Raw genomic sequence first — 18794 nt, forward strand, 5'->3', positions numbered from 1 at the left:
CGAGATTAGATACACGTTATGAAGGAATTTCTGAAGATGTTTTTCGCCTCCGTGCTGGCCATAGCGTTTGTGTTTTTCGGGGGTTTTATGTTAATCATATTATTTGTGGGGGCACTTTCCAGCATGTCAGCTCCAGAGCCGGTGGTTAAGAAGGGAAGCGTAATGGTTTTCGATATGGACGCCAATATTCAGGATTCACCCGTTTCGTTTACTCAGGAACAGCTTATAAATGAGGCGTTAGGAAATGTCGGACCTCAAAACTATGCATTACGAGATATTTTGAGAGCGCTGGATAACGCGGCGGATGATATGCGTATAAAAGCGCTGTACCTTCGAGGTTCCTTGAAATCGAGCAACTACGGCTCCGGTTTTGCCGCACTCAAGGAAGTACGGGAAGCAATTCTTGATTTTAAAGAAATTTCTGGAAAGCCCGTTATCGCGCATCTTGTGTATCCAACAGACAAGGATCTCTATCTTGCGTCGACTGCGGATAAGATAATTTTGAATCCTGAAGGGCTTATTATGAATGTGGGAATGGCTTCGGAGCCAATTTTCTTTGCCGGGTTCTTCAAAAAGTACGGTATCGGAGTTCAGGTTACTAAGGCAGGAGAGTTCAAGTCGGCGGCGGAAAGTTTTGTTATGGAAAAAATGAGTGCACCGGCGAGGGAGCAAACGGAAGCATTGTTAGAGGATCTTTGGGACGAGTACGTAGAGGCGTTGTCTGAAAGAGCGGAAATGTCCTCAGCCCAGTTTCAGTCTCTTGTCGATCAAAAGGGACTACTCACTGCAAAAGATGCGCTCGAGGCAGGAATCGTTGACGAACTGGGATTTGCAGATTCGGTGATCAGAACACTTAAAGAGGTCTCGGACGATGAATCTGAAAAATTGGAATACAATTCTGCATCTCTTTCCGACTACATTCTGGCATCACGCGAAACCGTTAGTGGGGACCACATTGCAATTGTTTATGCCGAAGGCACCATTGTTATGGGTGAAGGAAATGTTGGCCAAGTCGGTGGCACCAAACTAGCCAGGGAAATTAGAGAGCTTCGCCAAGACGAGAAAGTTAAGGCTATCGTTCTGCGGGTAAACAGTCCCGGTGGATCAGCATTGGCTAGCGAGGAAATACAGCACGAGATTCGCCTGGCGAACCGCAAAATACCGGTGGTAGTTTCCATGGGAACGGTTGCGGCATCAGGCGGGTATTGGATATCGACCTATGCGGATAAAATTTATGCGGAACCCAACACGATAACGGGTTCAATTGGGGTTATCGGCATGTTTATGAATATTAAGGAGATCGCGAACCGCCATGGATTTACGTTTGATGTCGTTAAGACGGGAAAGTTTGCTGATGCGTTGTCCATATCACGTCCTAAGTCACTGGAAGAAATGGCGATTATCCAAAGAGAGGTGGACGAGGTTTACTCGGATTTTCTTCGCAAGGTCGCCGAAGGTCGAAATCAGCCGTTGGATAAAATCGAGAAGATTGCGGAAGGTAGAGTTTGGTCAGGGGCAGACGCGCTTGAATTAGGGCTAGTGGATGAGTTAGGTGGGCTGGAAAAAGCCATTGCTCATGCGGTGAAGATGGCGGATATGACTGAGGGCGCTCCGGTAAAAGATTACCCCAAGCCCACTGATTTCCTCGAGGAACTAATGAAAAATTTGACTGGTAGCGCTTCGATTCGCCAGTCTAACCCCGCAATTGAGAAATTTGAGTCGGTTCTGGGTGAAATTAGTTCGATTGCAAAGTGGAATGATCCCAAAGGAGTGTATGCGATTCTCCCTTACAACATGGAGGCGAACTAGGAAAAACTAGAGTATGGAAACGAGGCTAGTTAGAGATTGCAGCGCAACGATTATTCCTGAGGGAACTGCAATAACCTTAGAGAAGGATACACCGGTTTACATCACCCAGACGTTGGGAGGGAATGTAACTGTGCGAGTCGGGAAAAGGCTCTATCGGATATCTAATTTGGATATCGATGCGCTTGAAGAAGTGGACCTCGGTGAAACCGGAGTATCTGCTCAAGTCTCGGGTCAAGGCGAGTTTTCGGAAGAATCCGTTTGGGCGGCTTTGCGGCAATGTTTTGATCCTGAAATACCTGTCAACATTGTAGACTTGGGTTTAGTTTACGACCTGCGGATTGACCAGCTGGAAGGGGGGAAAAGGGACGTCTCAATTAAGATGACGCTGACCGCTCAAGGCTGTGGTATGGGACCTACGATTGCACAGGATGCCAAAAATCGCGTCGAGCAACTAGACGAAGTGGAAAACGCGGATGTTCAGATTGTTTGGGACCCTGTTTGGAGCCCGCAGATGATTTCGGACACGGGCCGGAAGGCACTTGGTTTGGACTCATCCTAATCGAATCGAGTTTTACTCGCAATTTGGGCGTGCCACTAGGCCTTCGTAGGGCTCGTCGGCAAAGTAGCGTTCTGAACCGGATAGCATAAACCGATCGGAGATTTCAAACAGTTCCCTTTCGCTTTGTGCCCGTCTGGCCTGATAGATGAACTGGCCATCTGGATCTACTCCTTGTCCAATAAAATTTAGAAACTTTTTCATCTTATTGACGTGAGCTTTATCTGTAATCCAAGGTTTTTTCAATGCATCGTAGAGCGAGTGCACGTATAGAAAGACCTCTTGCAAGGGGATGCGGCGGATCCGACCGGTAGTTTCATACTCGCGAATCTGGCTGAAAATCCATGGATTCCGGATCGCGTGACGACCGATCATAACTCCAGCGGCTCCCGTGTAGTTTAGGATTTCTCTGGACCTTAGCGCGGAAGAAACGTCGCCATTAGCGAGAACAGGGCAATCACAGATTTCAACGGCAGTTTTAATAGAGTCATAGTGAACATGGCTTCTATACTTCTCTTTGACCGTGCGACCGTGGACGCTAAGAAGATCTATCTCGTGCTTGTTAATTAAATTCAGTATAGCTTCAAAGTTTTGTGTATCTTCAAAGCCGATACGCATTTTCACGGTAAACAACCCAGGGATCGCATCGCGGAGAGATCCAAGAATCCGGTCTACCTTTTCGGGTTCCTTCAGCAACCCCCCCCCGCATTTTTTTTTGTAAACGGTTGGGGCAGGGCATCCCATATTTAGGTCGATACCCGCCACATTGTGTTTGAGCAGATCTTTTGTTGTTCGTTTCAGATGTTCAATATGCTCACCGATCATTTGGGCGAAAACCGGACGCCCGGTGCGGTTTCCTGTAATCGATTCGAGAATGTGCTTTTCCAGGTTGGATTGAACGTGAACGCGGAAGTACTCGGTGAAAAAGTAGTCCGGACTACCAATCTCAGAGATCACCGACATAAAAGGCAGTGTCGTGACATCCTGCATGGGAGCGAGGGCGGTGATCGGCTGACCAGACACGATCGTTTCCGGTAACGCTCTTTTCAAATCCGTTTGCATGCTCTTTGCGGAAAAAGATGCTAAATCATCGAGCGATCAAGCTTCTTCGAGTTATCCCGGTGTTCGAGTTTGTCTTTGCTGCACCGAGACCCGGCGTATCGGCTAATAGAGGGCGGACCTCAGTCCTTGTTTTCTTCTCCCTGCTCCTTGAGCACTCGCTCAAGTATCGGGCTCATGTCATCCACAGAATTGAAAACGTCTTCGGCTGTGAAGATCGGCACGTTGTTTTGTAAGGAAAGCACGATCGAATCACTCGGACGGGCATCCAGTTCGAGGATTTTCTTCGCGACTTCGTTTTCCATTTCGACGAAAATACGGGCAAAGAACGTGCTCTCCTGTACGTCGTTAATGATAATTCTCGTGATTTTCGCTTCAAGACCGACGAGCATGCTGCTCATGAGATCATGCGTTAGCGGGCGCTCTTTTTTCACGCCATTCAGAGCCATTGAAATCGCGTTCCCAACACTATGATCAACGTAAATGACATACGCTTTCTCATCGTTTCCGAGGAAAACAGCACATCCGTTGACAGTGGGCATAACCCCTTTTACGGAAACAGGTACGACGCTTGAACTCATAATTTATGGAATTGGAGCAGATTTTGGCGGTTCAGCCTCGATAGTACAATCCAATTGAGCAATCGGCCCAAATCCCTGCTTTATTAAGCGGGAACTTCCGTTAGCCGATTAAAACCCGATAAGTTGGATTTTAGCGGCCTTTGCTTGGGAAATGATTTTTTTTTGGTCGAGAATGATCACGCTATTGGCCTTAAGGAGAGCGGTGTTGATGCCGGCTTCTTTCATCGTATCGAGTGTACGTGAGCCGAAAATCGGCACATCGAATCGATAGTCCTGTTGGGGCTTAACGGTTTTTACCAAAATGAGCTGGTCTGTCTTGAAAGTGCCGGCCCGTTTTATCATGGGGTCTGTTCCTTCGAAGGCCTCCACAGCGATTACCGTTCCTTTTCGAACAACCACGCTTTGACCCACGTCGAGACGGGCCATTTCTGAAGCTATTTCAATACCATGTCGCAGGTAGGTATCCTCAATTTTCTCGGAGTGCCTCGTCATCAGGCCTTCGCTTGCCATGTCTTGGTCGAGAAATGCTCGAGCATCCAACGCCGTCTGGCCATTCTGGTTAAGCTCTTCAGCAATGGCGCCAAAAATAGTATCTGCGTTCTTGCGTTTCAACTTCACCAAAAGCGCGGCTGCTTTGAAATCCGGTTTAAGATCGCGAAATAACTTACCCGGTTTTACTTGGCCTGCAGCTATCGAGTACTGGCAGTCGAACTCGCGTAAGGCTTTCAACCACTTGCCTAACTGCCCTACGTTGATTCGAGCTCTGTGCTCCTTCGGGAAAGAATCAAAAAGCGCATTGGTGGCTTCATCCTCAAATGCGATCAGCCTTATAGGCACTCCCAGCTCCCTAGCGCGGTCCGCAACGAGTTTTGGATAGCTGCCCCGTCCGGCTATTAAGCCAACCGGTTTGGTAGAATCGAAGTCGCAAGGAAGAAAATGGGAAAGCATTTGGATTAATAGGACGCAATAGTCCCGTTGCGTGGTTAGTTCGCTACGATATTGAGAATTTTGCCCGGTACGAAAACAACCTTCCGAATGGTTTTCCCCTCAATCTGAGCGATTACCCGAGGCTCCTTCTTTGCGATCGCGAGAACGTCCTCTTCGGTTGAGGATTTAGGTATCAGTGATTGTCCGCGAAACTTGCCATTGACCTGAAAAACGATCTTCACTTCGTCACTTACCAGTTTTGAGTTGTCAACATCGGGCCATGGACCCCAGGCGACTGAATGCGACTCTCCCAACCGACTCCATAATTCTTCACTGATATGTGGAGCCATCGGAGCTAGAAGTTGAACGAATTTTTTGGCGGTCGTTAGGCGAAAGGCATCCGACGCATGCAGATGATTGATAAGGATCATCAATTGGGAAATGGCCGTATTGAAACTGAGTTTGTCCAAGTCTTGGCTGACTTTTTCTATCGTCTGGTTGAGGAGGATTTCGGTTTCCTCGCTTTCCTGATGATCGTCTCTGATCTTTGGGCTCAAATTGCCATCTCTTCCAACAATCTCTCTCCAGGTTTTGTTAAGAAAACGGTTAATGCCCCCAATCCCCTTTGAATTCCAAGGCTTACGCGCTTCTAGAGGGCCCAGAAACATCAAGTAGAGACGTAGCGTATCCGCTCCGTACTGATTGACGACTTCGACGGGATCGATACCATTGCCAGCGCTTTTGGATATTTTTTTCCCGTCTTCACCCAGAAGCATCCCCTGGTGGAAGAGATGGGAGAAAGGCTCTTTGTTGGGGACAAGTCCTTCATCGAACAGCACTTTATGCCAAAAACGTGAATACAGTAGGTGTAGAACGGCATGCTCTGATCCACCGATATACATATCGGGAGTTTTCCAGTATTCCAGGGCCTCCTTTGATGCGAGCTGGGTGGAATTCTTCGGATCCATGTAGCGAAGATAATACCAGCAAGATCCAGCCCATTGCGGCATCGTATTGGTTTCTCGCGAGGCACGTATCCATTTTTCTCCCTCCGGTTTTTCTTGGCGTGCGGGAAGGAATTCGCCTGTTTCAAATTGATACCAGATTTCCATCCAGTCATCGGCCTTTTTTAGTGGGCTTTCGCCTGTGCCTGCCGGTTCGTAGGACTCGACATTTGGGAGTTCGAGAGGAAGTGACTTTGGTGGCACGGGAAGCGCGTAAAGCGTGCCGGACTCATCGGTGTAGGCAACCGGCTCTTTGGGGAGCCAATCCGCCAGATCTCCACTTTCAACGGCTTTGTCGTAGTCCTCTCTAGAAACCCAAGCGACCGGGAAAGGCTCGCCCCAGTATCGCTGTCTAGAAAAGAGCCAGTCGCGCAGCTTGTACTGTGTACTCTCCTCTCCGGAACCTGCTTCCTTTAGCTTGGTCGTAATTTTCTTTTTTGCCTCCTGCCAGGAAAGACCATTGTATTCATCTGAATTAATGAGGGTACCATCACCGATGTAGGGGAGGGACTCGGTCCCATCTCCTTTGATCACTTGTACGATAGGAAGATTGAATTGCTCGGCGAACTCGAAGTCTCGAGTATCGTGGGCAGGAACTGCCATGATGGCGCCGGTTCCGTAGCTAATGAGGACGTAGTCGGCTATCCAGACTGGAATTTTGTCACCGGTCAGCGGATGAAGGGCGAAGGAGCCCGTAAAAACCCCGGTTTTATCCTTGGCGAGATCCGTCCGTTCCAAATCGCTTTTCGCAGCGGCAGATTCAATGTACTTCGAGACCGCGTCACGATTGTCTTCAGAAGTAATTTTTGGCACGAGGGGATGTTCTGGGGACAGTACCATGTAGGTGGCTCCCAAAAGCGTGTCAGGCCGAGTGGTGTAAATTTCAATAGTCTCGTCAAAACCGTCGAGAGCGAAACAAGCCGTGGCGCCGACGGACTTGCCGATCCACTCCAGTTGCATTTTTTTTGTGGATTCTGGCCAGTTAATGTCTTTGAGATCTTCTAAAAGCCGTTCGGCGTAGGCGGTAATTCGAAGGACCCATTGGCGAAGGCTGCGTCGGACCACTGGATAGTTGCCCCGCTCTGACCTGCCGTCGATGACTTCTTCATTTGCAAGAACCGTTTTCAGTTCCTCGCACCACCAGACCGGGCGTTTGTCCACGTAGGCGAGACCACGTTTAAAGAGCTGTAGGAAAATGAACTGGGTCCAACGATAGTAGTTTGAATCCGTTGTATCTACTTCACGGTCGTAGTCGTAGGAAAATCCAACCGATCTGAGCTGATTTCGAAAATGAGCGATTCGCTCAATTGAAGTCTGGCGCGGATGGCGGCCCGTTTTAATGGCGTATTGCTCGGTTGGCAGACCAAATGCATCCCAGCCGATCGGATGGAGAACGTTTTTTCCTCGGGCCCGTTGGTAGCGCGCGAGGATATCTGCACCGGTGTATCCGAGAGGATGACCGATATGAAGTCCGGTCCCAGATGGGTAGGGAAACATGGAAAGGACGTAGTACTTCTCCTTACTTGTCTTGCTTGACGTCGCAAAGGTCTTGCGGTCTTCCCAGTATTGCTGCCAGTTAGACTCGATCTCGGAAAAGTTGTATTCTGGGCTGTTTGAGGCCATTTTCTTGGGAAAAGGACGATATGTTGGTGAAAATGCTATCCCCGTCAATCATGCTTAAAAGAGGTAAACTCATTGTGGGTCTAGGTTTCCTTGTGATTTCTCTCTCCTTAGATTCTTCGTTTGCCCGTGCAGGAAGCTCGTTTGATCGTCTCTTGCAAGCGGTAGTTCGAATCGATGTTCGGGAAACCACTTTCGCAGGTGGCTCAGCGCGATTGGTCTCGGGAGTGGGTTCGGGAGTCATCATGTCTAGGGATGGACTGGTGATGACGAACGCTCATGTGGTTAGTCCTCAGGCGGTTGATATTTGGGTGACGCTGGCCAGCTTGGAGCGAGTAAGGGCGGAATTGCTGGGCTGGGACCACTGGACCGACTTGGCACTGTTGCGACTAGATATGCGAGATATTGAGGAACGGAAACTCGGGTTTTCGGTTGCTCGGTTTGGTCGCTCCGACAGCCTGAAACCTGGTCAAACGGTTTATGCGGTGGGTACCCCCCATGGATTGTCAAGAACCGTGACCAAAGGAATTATTTCCAACAAGGAACGCTACTACCACGATCCATCTGGGATTCAGGGCTACGAGACAGGATTCTTCAATACCTGGCTGCAAACGGACGCGGCCATCAATCCGGGTAATAGTGGTGGTCCCCTTGTCGATTCTGCTGGTCGTGTCGTGGGAATAAACACACGAACGTACTTAGGTGCTGACAATCTTGGCTTTGCTATTCCTGAAAAGACGGCCCGCCAGGTGATGGAGGCATTGGAAGAACAAGGCGAAGTTGAACGCAGTTACATCGGACTCTCGCCCGGTTTCTTACAGGACATGGAAGGGTTTTATTCTTTGGAAGCGAATCAAGGAATGTTGATTAACAGTGTCGATCCTGGATCTCCCGCGGCGTTGGCGGGAATTCGGGCTAGTGATATCGTACTGTCCATCGATGGAAGAAAACTCGATGGGCGATTTCCGGAACAGATCCCTCTGATTCGCAATTTGATTGCCAGTTATCCTATTGAATCGACGCTGACCTTCGAATTGAAAAGAGGAGATAGTACGCTTTCACTGAGTGTGGAGACGGAGAGACTGGAGAGCCGAGTAGGTGGGGAATGGGCTTTCGCAAAATGGGGCCTAACCGTTCGGGAGGTTTCGAGAACTTTTGCCCGGGAATTGCAACTTGAGTCAGACGTTGGAGTAGTCGTTATAGGGACACAATCTGCCTTTCCCGCAGAAAAAGCGGGATTGCGAAGAGGGGATGTGATCTCGAAGGTAAATCAATCAGAACTGGTAGGACTGGAGGAATTGAAGGAGATTTACGAAAACTTTGATTCGAATCCGGATGCGCTTCTGATGGAGACACAAAGAAACCGTACGGTGTCTTACAAAGTGATCAAACCGTAAGAGTTTTTTTATGACAAAACGAATTATTCAGAGGATCGTGGCTTGGGGATATGTCAGCCTTTGCCTCTCGAAAAGTTTCAGTGCTCCCGCCGTGGAAGAACTTTTTGATGAACGGTCGGCCTCAATTCTGGTGGTTGAGTTTTTTGTTGAAACGGAAATTGACCGAAGGCCTACCAGTGTTAACGGAATCGTAATTGATTCCAATGGAGTTATTCAGCTATCGGCTTCTGCGGTACCGAGTTGGGTCCCAGTCGATAAGCTAAAGGAATTTAAAATCTACCGTTTAGGCGAGTCTGACTCCCATGATGCGACTTATTTAGGTAGCGACCGGGAGCATGGCTGGCATTACGTTCAGGCGGAAGAAGCAATTCGCGACAAACTTAAGCCCATCACGGACTATTCACTCGTAGAACTCAAAACGGGCCAGCCATTGTGGGGAATTGGTGTAGCGATGAAGGATATGGACTTCGCTCCCTATTTTATGAGGGCTGAGGTTTCAACCATTCAAAAGCTTCCAGAAACGGTTGGATTTGCTACTAGCGAAATCACTAGCCCAGGATCTTTGTTGTTTGCCAACGATGGATCACTTGTGGGTTGGGGAAGCAGCGCCTTGAATATGGAGCGATATTTGACAATAGAGGGGCGTCGATATCAAGCCTACCTCCGTAAACCGGACCAGACTACGGTTTTCTATGTGGCTTCGGAATTAGTCAAATCTCTCGGAAACATTCCTGAATCACCGGATATCAATGACATGACCTGGCTCGGTGTAGTCGGATTGCAAACGATAGATGATGAGGTTGCAGAACTGATGGGGCTTGGGGACCAGGCAGCAATTTCGATTAGTCAGATTCTAAAAGGAAGCCCGGCTGCGAAGGCCGGTTTAGTGGAGCGAGACATGGTGCTTTCGGTTGATGGAAAACCACTCAAACGCTACACGCCCCGTCGAGTTGTTGTAGCGGATTTCGAGCAGCAAATCGCTGGGAAGGGGATTGGAGATTCAATGTTGCTTGGTATTTCACGAGGTGGAAAACTAATTGAAATCGAAGTGCCGCTAGAACAATCCCCCAAACCTGTGCGGCAAGCTGACAGGAAGTATTTTGAAGATACAGGATTAACGATTCGCGAGTTTGTTGTCTACGATAACGTTTCCTTGAAGCTAGATCTTGAACTAGACGAAATCCCAGGAGTGATCGTCAGCTTCGTTAAACCTAACAGCAATGCCCAAACCGGTGGGTCACAAAACGGGGATTTGATAAAGGAGATTGATGGAGTGGCGATTCGTGACTTCGATCAAGCTGTCTCGATGATGGAAGAATTGGAGTCCAACGACAGCAAAAACGATTTTGTCATGCTCGTTGCGCGAGGGGCGGAAACCTCTGTGCTTAGAATCACTCTAGATTAGGGATCTATACGTATTCAAAATACAATTCTTTCTTGGCGATCGTTATTTCACGCCTCAACTCATCGTATGCTGACTCGTTCTCCTGGATCTGTTGGATGAGGTCAGCGTTTTCTTTACGTAGGTATTCCGGAGAGTTCTTAACCATTGATCGTTTGACCGATTCTTTCGCAGCTCGTTGTAGTTGCCATCCAGGGATAAGGAAAAGAGAGACCACGATAGATGCAAAGGCTCCCAGAAATCCAATAACGTTGAGAGGTGGCTCTTGGGAGGTCCCGTATATCGCTGCAATAAAGAAAAACGATATGAGCAAGCTCATATAGATACCGTTTTTCCCTTTCTCGAGACCCTTGGCGGGCGTGCTGGGAACCGGTGTCCCATTAGCCTGAAATCGTTTCAGCAAAATACTAACCTGGGAGTACCTTGTTTGAAGATCCTGCAAGCGTTCTTGCACTAACTTCAACGATTTCTCCAGGTCCTCAATCCTTTCACCGAGCGATTCCTGACGCTGCCTCCAGATAAACTCAACTCGGGGTTTGGTAACCTCAACACCCCTGTGTCTGAGGTTTTTTGCTGTCGCCAAGAGGTCACTTTGGATTCGTTTGGAGGTATGGGCGTATTTTTTCCGTTTCGCAAAAAGGTTGCCGTTTGCCTCAATAAAATTGGATATATCTTCAGCTCTTTCTTCGAAAAGATCTTTGTATCGATCGCCATCAATCCATTTCAATCCTGCAACGTAGTAGAGCTTCGACCGGTCGGACAAATTTGGTGCGTTTCTGAGCAGGCGGGCATAAGGAAGCCATCTGCTTTCGGCGGATCTGAATTCAGAACTTTCGCTTATGGAACTTATTGCCTTAAGTCGAAATTCGTCCGGAAGTGAATAGCTTTCCCCTTCCTCCATTACTTGTAGTGGAATATCACTTATGGAGGTGAGCCAGTGAATTGTCTCGCGAGAATTCGCTGGACCGACAATCGCGTCAAATTCTTCAGTATGAATAGTGTCAGGCAACGAACAGATAGCGAGCTTCGCTTTTTCATCTTCGGTCAATCGGGAGATTATTGCTTCAGCAGTATCTCGGCAGGAGACATCCCTATAATCGCTCTTCAACCGATCGATAGCCTGCACCGCAGCTGCAGGATATCCCAAGCTGCGAACGAATACGAATCGAGAATCTTCTTGCGATAGATTTTCGCGATGAGCGAACGAAATTACAGATTCAATGCTAGCGGGATGTAGTTCGAAATCGACGACGAATTCATCCCATTCTCCCCATGATTCCTCTGGGTCTTGAAGATAGAAGGGCTCTGAAGATTCTACGATTACCACGAGATTGCGCCGGTAGGGACCTTTCGTTGCGGCTGGGACGACGTAGTTTCTGAACCACTCTCGAACCGAACCGGATACCGTAGTGGGATCCGAAAGGTGGAGCACAATGAGATCTGTTCCCATTGATTGAAGGGGGAGTGCATCTAAAAATGCCTCTGCTTGATTACCTGCCCGGTTGTTTCCGAATCCGACAGAAACATCCATGTCCTCTTTCAAAAAAGAGGTGCGGCCAACGGATGCAGCGGCAGCGGCGTTTACGTAAGGCTGCTTTTTGGTGGCAATTGAAGACCGCGTTATTAAAAGAGAGTCGTCTGAAAGGATTGGGTCGACTTTCCCTTTCTGGGCATCCTCAAGTCTTTGAGCGAGGGATACCCCTCTTTGAGGGTTATTTGGAAATCGGACCTCTTGGCTGCAGGCGGATATGAATTCTTGAGGGTTGTCTATCGAGGTCTCGTATTTGGGCGAGATCCAGACAATTTTCTTCCGCTCCATGAAACTGGACTCGCGAAGGGCCATCAGGAAAGTTGATTTTCCAACTTGCTTCTCACCCCAAAGATTTATTATCCGGGTTGCGTACACTCCGAATTCCTCGAGGGGCAGCAAAGAGGCAAAGCGATCAAGCTCTTCGGATCTTGATATAAGGTTTTCAGGTGCGATAAAAGCAGATTCTTGAGTATTTTCAGCCATCTTGATGTGAGTCTAAACTACTCAAATTAGCGAATCGGACTTATTGGAGGATCGGTTTAGACAGGTGTTCGATAAGCGCTCTTTTTTTACAATGCTATTTCTTTTCTCTAGTGCGGAATCCTAATATCAAAAAAGTGGCTCTCCCCTTGGAAGAGCCACTGATGTAAATAAATTGACTTGCGGTTATTCGAGCAAAAGAAGAGCGATAGCACTCGAAGCGTTTGCCTGATCAAGCATGGCCGAACCTGCTTGTACGAGAATGTTGGCGCGAGCCAACTGAGTCGATTCGGTAGCAACGTCCACATCGATGATGCGGCTGTTTGCTGCTTCCAGATTCTGTTTATTGACGGTCAACATGTCAGAAGCGAATGACAGCTGACTTGATTGGGCACCATTTTGAGCGCGAAGCGTCGCAACGTTCTCAATGGCGGTTGTGATCTGTGCAAGTGAAACGTCTGCCAAGTCGGTAGCCGAAGAAGCGTTTGTCACCGCATTGCCCAATGCCGCTTGATTGATACTCACTGAAGTTCCGCCACTTTCAGTTGTTGCTACAGATAACGTATTAGCTGAAGAGCCTGAAGTGAAGAGAGATACTCCATTGAAGGTTTCACCTTCAATCGCAGTGAGCTGCGACTTTAGGGCGTCGAATTCAGTGTCGTAGTTGGCAACGTCCGTCGCGTTCTTGGTGACGTCCGCAGACAGTGTCTTCAGTTCTGACATGCGGTCGAGAACCTTGCCTGCGATCTGGAATGCACCGTCCTGAGTCTGCAGGAAGGACTGCGCATTCATGAGGTTGGTGTTGACCGCGTCGGTCCGCTTGATAGCGGCTGACAACTTCATAGATACAGCGAGTCCACCAGCGTCGTCAGACGGGGCGGTAATCCTCAAACCGCTAGACAAGCGGTTCAAGCTTTTCTGCAGCATAGTGTTGCTGTTATTGAGGTTGTTCTTCGCGATTGTAGCCGCGGAGTTTGTGTTTATTGTAACTGACATTTTTTACGTCCTTGATTTTGAATGCGGCATCCTTGCCGCCGGGAGTCTGAATAGAAGCGTCAGACAGCGCTTATCTTTCGTTGATGAAAGAAAGTGAGGTGCAGATCGTTAGGAGCTTTTCCTTTGACCGACAAAAATTTTCTATGAATTTACAACCAGGTTTCATCCTTAGACTCCAACTCGGGGTTTGCGATTTGGATTTACACTCTCGTCTATCGCTCTCGAGTCTTTTAGCGATTTGAAGGAGAGTACTTATTTGAACCTGAGTAGTGATCCCCAATCTGTTTCTGCCGCTTCGACGATTGGTTTTTGCGAAACGGATTTCAAAATCCTCAAGCTCTAATGGGTATTGTCTAGTCTCTATGGGGTAGATTACTCATGAATGGAGCATTAGGTGAGTTGGGCTACTGAGTCAATTTTGTGGAATGAAAGAAGACTTGTTGTATTCAGAGGTTCAGGTTGGAAGTTCTAACGCGCTTTGGTTGAATAACTGGACGGTTGAGTGAATGGACGGAATAGGTAATTCACTATCCGAGTCCCTTAGCGAGGTGCACGTAGCTGGGGGTTGCTTTTCGAATTGCGAGGACGCTTTGAGGCAGTTCTCCGATTCAAGCCAGAACTCTTAAAACAAAAAGTGGCTCCCCTGAATGAGGAGAGCCACTTGGTGAAGGGAGGATAACGAGTTATTGTCCGAGCAAACGAAGAGCGATGGCACTCGAAGCGTTTGCTTGACCAAGCATGGCCGAACCTGCCTGTACGAGGATGTTGGCACGAGCCAACTGAGTCGATTCGGTGGCAACGTCCACATCGATAATGCGGCTGTTTGCTGCTTCCAGATTCTGTTTATTGACGGTCAACATGTCAGAAGCGAATGACAACTGACTTGATTGGGCGCCATTTTGAGCGCGAAGCGTCGCAACGTTCTCAATGGCGGTTGTGATCTGTGCGAGTGAAACGTCTGCCAAGTCGGTAGCCGAAGTAGCATTTGTCACCGCATTGCCCAATGCCGCTTGATTGATAGTTACTGAAGATCCGCCACTTTCAGTTGTTGCTACAGATAACGTAGTAGCTGAAGAGCCTGAACTGAAGAGAGATACTCCATTGAAGGTTTCACCTCCAATCGCAGTGAGCTGCGACTTTAGGGCGTCGAATTCAGTGTCGTAGTTGGCAACGTCCGTCGCGTTCTTGGTGACGTCCGCAGCAAGTGTCTTCAGTTCTGACATGCGGTCGAGAACCTTACCTGCGATCTGGAATGCACCGTCCTGAGTCTGCAGGAAGGACTGCGCATTCATGAGGTTGGTGTTGACCGCGTCGGTCCGCTTGATAGCGGCTGACAACTTCATAGATACAGCGAGTCCACCGGCGTCGTCGGACGGGGCGGTAATCCTCAAACCGCTAGACAAGCGGTTCAAGCTTTTCTGCAGCATAGTGTTGCTGTTATTGAGGTTATTCTTCGCGATTGTAGCCGCGGAGTTTGTGTTTATTGTAACTGACATATTATATCATCCTTGACTAAAGCTGTGGCATCCTTGCTACAGCGTGCCTGATTAATAGCGCCAGACAACGCTCTCCTTCCGTTGGTGGAAGAAATTCTAGCCGATATTGTGAGGTTTGTTTTAAATCGGCATTAAAGTTTTACAATTGGTATCAATCATAGATACGCTTTAGGTTGTATTGTTAGTTTAATACGGGAAATAGGAATGGTTTCGTTTAGCGATTTTAAGTCCGGATGGAACTGTCTGAATCGGTATTTTCTACTATTTAATTGGTTGTTTCCTCTGTTTGGGTAGTTGGATACTCTAAGAATTACATGCGTGGGAATGCTCAGTGGTGTTTATCGAACGGTGCGATGTTGCGTTTAGTAATTTGAAGGATAGTACTCAGATGGCGGTGGGTAAAATACTCCATTTGATCCCTTTTTGCGTTCATCCTAATCAGTTTAGTTCGTCGGAAAGGCGGAAAAATAACGATCTTTTCTGAAGCGATTTCCACTAGTTCGCGACGGGCTATGTTAAATCGTGTCAGCCGCACGGGTAATGGCGGTAGGTTATGGCAACAAGTATCGGTCCTCCACAGATAACTTTAGTGTAAAGGGCGTAATTTCGGCAGAAGATTACTTAGTCATGTAGGACATCCTCTATTGAGCCCTAGATTGGCGACCTCTTCAAGCCGTCTGATTTACGGTATTCCCTACTCAGTTCAGATTCGAACCAACCGCTAAGATGCTTGCATCTGTCTCCAATTAGTTAGGCTGTTGGTTTATGAAAAGCAATATTCTGGGCTTAGCATTGGCTGGAGGAACAGGCAGTAGAATGGGTAGGGATAAGGCGGCACTCACGTTTCATGGAAATTTTAGCCAGCTTGACTATACTTTAGCCGTACTAAACACCTTTTGTTCCACGATTGCGATCTCGGGTCGGGCAGACCAACGCTATGAAAGAAGAAGTTCATGGGCCCCGCCATTTGTATCAGATGTCGACGGGGTGGAGGGGCCGATGTCTGGAGTTATCGCTGGATTGCGATTTGCCGGTAATCTTCCGGTTTTAGTATTCGCGTGCGACATGCCACTGGTCGATGCTTCTCTTGTATTGAAATTGCTCTGTCAAAGAAACCCTGAAAAGAGAGCGAGTTGCTTCATCGGGCAAGATGGGAGGCCAGAGCCGTTATTGGCGGTGTACGAGCCAGATTCATTGAAGGAACTCGAGCAGCTTTCGCACGATGGGATTTGCAGCTTAAGGCAGTATCTTGAAAGAGCAGAAGTTGAGCATATTTACTGTAAAAGTCCCCAGTTACTTGCGAGTGTAAATACGCCTGAAGACCTGGATTTAGCGAAGGAACAATTAGCGAAAGAGTCCGTGTAGATGTCGTCTTTTACGAAAACTAGTATACTAGGTATTTTCATTTCCCCGGGACACGACTTCAAGGGTAGGCATGGGAAGAGTCGCTTGAACCATGGCAGCGAATCAGTGAACTCGGTAGAATGTTTGGCAGGAAGGGGACTAGTGGGCGACCGGTTTCTTGATTATAAGGAGAACTTCAAGGGGCAAGTGACATTCTTTGACGTTAATGAAGCAAAGCAGCTTGAAGCCTCACTGGGTCTAAAAGATTTTGATATATCGCAATTGCGTCGCAATATTCTTATTGAGGGAGCCGAACTAATGCAATGGATTGGTAAGAGCTTTAAGATAGGGGAGGTAGTCTTCGAGGGAGTCGAAGAGTGTGCACCCTGCTATTGGATGAATGAAGTGCTTGGTCGGGGAGCGGAGACTCTTATGCAAGGTCGAGGCGGCCTTCGTTGCCGCATTTTGGAGCCAGGAACGTTGCGTGTAGGTCCTGTCGAATTGCAAGGAATCACAAATGGCTAATATGAATGCTAATGTGATACTTGATGGAGAGGCGGTTAACTTTGAAGGGCCGAGCCCGTCTACCCCTGGCGAAGTGTGGACCCTATTATAAGATAACTTGGGGCAGTCGGGTATTCTGATCGACCGGTTTCTAGTCGATGGAGTTTTGTGGTCGCCTGATCGCGAGCACAATCAGGCAGCTTGTTTTATAATAAAGGTTTTCGCGACAGGACTTCGGTTTCATAGATTGAAGTGCTCATTGTAGATAGAGTATTTTGGGTCAATCTTTGAAATCTTGCTAAAGTTACTCACTCCCCGGTCGAAGCAAAGATAGTCTTGGTAGGGTAACGAATGCAGTTTCAATTAGCAGGTTTAGCGAGCGGTTTTGATTGGCAATCCATGATTGAGCAATTGATGGCAGCTGAACGTATCCCTCAAGCTCGGCTGAGGACGGAGCAAACCGAAAATAATGACAAACGGGACGCTCTAGAGCTCTTGGGAACTAAGCTTGATGCCCTCAACGCGACGGTTGGGAAATTCAGCGATAACGCACTTTTCAATTCCAAAACGACTACCTATTCCGATGACGCGCTTGGTATTTCGGCGAGCGCCGGGACATCCGCATCCGAGGGAACCTATGAAGTTAGTGTCACTCAGCTCGCTTCGACCTCCAAAAGGACAGGGTTGTCTGACATTGGTGGAACGATCGGCGATGCCAACACGGTAATCTCCAACCTGAATCTCGCGACTGCTATTACGGAAGGCACTTTTTTCATAAACGGGCAGGAGATCACGATTCAGGAAACAGATACCCTCCAAGACGTGTTTGACGGTATTTCGATCGCCACGAGCGGTGTGGTCTCGGCTTCCTATAATAGCATCGTAGATAAGGTTACCCTAACTAGTTCGTCTGGGGAATTGGAACTGGGCGGCGATTCCGACTCTAGCAACTTTCTATCAGCCCTCAAACTGGATCAAATCGAGGTCGTCAATGCTGGAGGAGGTTCGACCTCACTCACCAGTACAGGATCTCTTGGTGTGGTAGACTTGAATAGTTCGGTCGCGACTAGCGGCATCAGTAGTGGATCTCCGATTACGGGTTCTGGCACGATTACCATAAATGGGGTCGCCATATCTTTTGACGCAGATTCCGAAAGCATGAGCACGTTGATGTCTCGAATAAACGAGTCCAGTGCTAACGTCACTATGACCTACGACTCGGCAGCTGATCAGTTTCGCATTGTGAACAGGGAAACTGGAGCCCTGGGAATACCGGTAATCGACAGCGGCAACGGAGTAATGGCGGCTTTAGGACTTGATGGCTCCGCCTCAGTAGGTCAAGACTTGCAATTCTCGATAGATGGCGGGGCGACAATCTCTAGCCGATCGAATACGATTTCTGAAAACGATCACGGTATCACGGGGCTTACAATCACAGCTTCGGAAACGGGAACCCGGACGATTGGAATCAGTCGCGATTCGGAAAAGCTGAGCGAGCAAATTAATACCTTCATCTCTGCCTACAACGACGTGCAGGACTATATTCTCGAGCAGACTAAAATTACAGTAGATGGAACGGAAGTCACGCGAGGTGACCTGGCGGGAAACCGTGAAGTTTATGGCCTCGACACGAAATTGCGCTCGTTGGCGTTTCGCCAGATTGAAGGTCTTGGTGGAGACGTATTTCGATTGGAGCATATGGGGATCGACTTTATTAGTGGCACTTCGAAGCTAGAAGTTAAAGATTCTGTTGACCTAGAAGCGGCGCTCTCCGCCAATATAGGGCAGCTGGAAAGCTTTTTTACTGGCGACATCGACAATGACGGAGATACGGAAGAGTCATTTTCGTCTCGAATGGTGTCGTTCATAGACAATTACACGATTGACAACGGAATTTTGGATACTCAGATCGCGACGTTTACGTATCAAAATAAGGAGATTGACGACAAAATCGAAGACATGGAGCGTCGTCTAGAGTTTACAAGAGCGGCATTGGAAGCCAGTTTTATTGCCATGGAAGAGGCACAAGCTAACATACAACAACAATCAAACGCCCTTTCGGGCTTATCGTTGTAATGAAATTGTTTC

At 48.2% G+C, this 18794-nt stretch carries 14 protein-coding genes; 7 read left to right on the forward strand and 7 right to left on the reverse strand.

Going from position 1 to position 18794, the window contains the following annotated elements:
• Window positions 1–18 precede the first annotated feature (18 nt).
• Window positions 19–1809 carry a signal peptide peptidase SppA gene (sppA, locus tag GA004_RS05855; RefSeq protein ID WP_283396375.1) on the forward strand — a complete coding sequence of 597 codons (1791 nt, stop codon included), beginning with the start codon at window positions 19–21 and terminating at the stop codon, window positions 1807–1809.
• Window positions 1810–1822: 13 nt separating this feature from the next.
• Window positions 1823–2368, forward strand: coding sequence for an iron-sulfur cluster assembly protein (locus tag GA004_RS05860; RefSeq protein ID WP_283396376.1), 546 nt, complete (start codon window positions 1823–1825; stop codon window positions 2366–2368).
• A 12-nt stretch (window positions 2369–2380) separates the two neighbouring features.
• Here the strand turns inward: GA004_RS05860 and GA004_RS05865 are convergent, their stop codons facing one another.
• From GA004_RS05865 to leuS, 4 genes are all read right to left on the reverse strand, one after another.
• Window positions 2381–3427, reverse strand: coding sequence for a tRNA-dihydrouridine synthase family protein (locus GA004_RS05865; protein WP_283396377.1), 1047 nt, complete (start codon window positions 3425–3427; stop codon window positions 2381–2383).
• 119 nt (window positions 3428–3546) lie between these two features.
• Complete coding sequence (locus GA004_RS05870; protein WP_283396378.1) at window positions 3547–4005, reverse strand: bifunctional nuclease family protein; 459 nt, start codon at window positions 4003–4005, stop codon at window positions 3547–3549.
• A 108-nt stretch (window positions 4006–4113) separates the two neighbouring features.
• Window positions 4114–4953 (reverse strand): LpxI family protein, encoded by an 840-nt coding sequence (locus GA004_RS05875; RefSeq protein ID WP_283396379.1) that lies wholly within the window; start codon window positions 4951–4953, stop codon window positions 4114–4116.
• A gap of 35 nt (window positions 4954–4988) precedes the next feature.
• Window positions 4989–7559, reverse strand: a complete 2571-nt coding sequence (leuS, locus tag GA004_RS05880) for a leucine--tRNA ligase (RefSeq protein WP_283396380.1) — start codon at window positions 7557–7559, stop codon at window positions 4989–4991.
• Window positions 7560–7591: 32 nt separating this feature from the next.
• Between leuS and GA004_RS05885 the strand changes: the two genes are divergently transcribed.
• Both GA004_RS05885 and GA004_RS05890 read left to right on the forward strand, forming a co-directional pair.
• Window positions 7592–8953: a trypsin-like peptidase domain-containing protein gene (locus tag GA004_RS05885; protein WP_283396381.1), complete on the forward strand. Its 1362-nt coding sequence runs from the start codon at window positions 7592–7594 to the stop codon at window positions 8951–8953.
• A 10-nt stretch (window positions 8954–8963) separates the two neighbouring features.
• Window positions 8964–10358 (forward strand): PDZ domain-containing protein, encoded by a 1395-nt coding sequence (locus GA004_RS05890; RefSeq protein WP_283396382.1) that lies wholly within the window; start codon window positions 8964–8966, stop codon window positions 10356–10358.
• A gap of 4 nt (window positions 10359–10362) precedes the next feature.
• Here GA004_RS05890 and GA004_RS05895 read toward each other — a convergent pair whose 3' ends face one another.
• From GA004_RS05895 to GA004_RS05905, 3 genes are all read right to left on the reverse strand, one after another.
• Complete coding sequence (locus GA004_RS05895) at window positions 10363–12369, reverse strand: hypothetical protein (protein ID WP_283396383.1); 2007 nt, start codon at window positions 12367–12369, stop codon at window positions 10363–10365.
• A 183-nt stretch (window positions 12370–12552) separates the two neighbouring features.
• Complete coding sequence (locus GA004_RS05900) at window positions 12553–13362, reverse strand: flagellin (RefSeq protein WP_283396384.1); 810 nt, start codon at window positions 13360–13362, stop codon at window positions 12553–12555.
• Window positions 13363–14045: 683 nt separating this feature from the next.
• Window positions 14046–14858 (reverse strand): flagellin, encoded by an 813-nt coding sequence (locus GA004_RS05905; RefSeq protein ID WP_283396385.1) that lies wholly within the window; start codon window positions 14856–14858, stop codon window positions 14046–14048.
• Window positions 14859–15623: 765 nt separating this feature from the next.
• Between GA004_RS05905 and mobA the strand changes: the two genes are divergently transcribed.
• From mobA to fliD, 3 genes are all read left to right on the forward strand, one after another.
• Window positions 15624–16223 carry a molybdenum cofactor guanylyltransferase gene (gene mobA, locus GA004_RS05910; protein WP_283396386.1) on the forward strand — a complete coding sequence of 200 codons (600 nt, stop codon included), beginning with the start codon at window positions 15624–15626 and terminating at the stop codon, window positions 16221–16223.
• On the forward strand, window positions 16224–16727 hold the full coding sequence (locus tag GA004_RS05915; RefSeq protein WP_283396387.1) for an MOSC domain-containing protein: 504 nt from the start codon (window positions 16224–16226) through the stop codon (window positions 16725–16727).
• Window positions 16728–17057: 330 nt separating this feature from the next.
• On the forward strand, window positions 17058–18782 hold the full coding sequence (fliD, locus tag GA004_RS05920; protein ID WP_283396388.1) for a flagellar filament capping protein FliD: 1725 nt from the start codon (window positions 17058–17060) through the stop codon (window positions 18780–18782).
• The last annotated feature ends 12 nt before the right edge of the window (window positions 18783–18794 follow it).

Source organism: Candidatus Pelagisphaera phototrophica, from assembly GCF_014529625.1.
Lineage (GTDB): Bacteria > Verrucomicrobiota > Verrucomicrobiia > Opitutales > Opitutaceae > Pelagisphaera > Pelagisphaera phototrophica.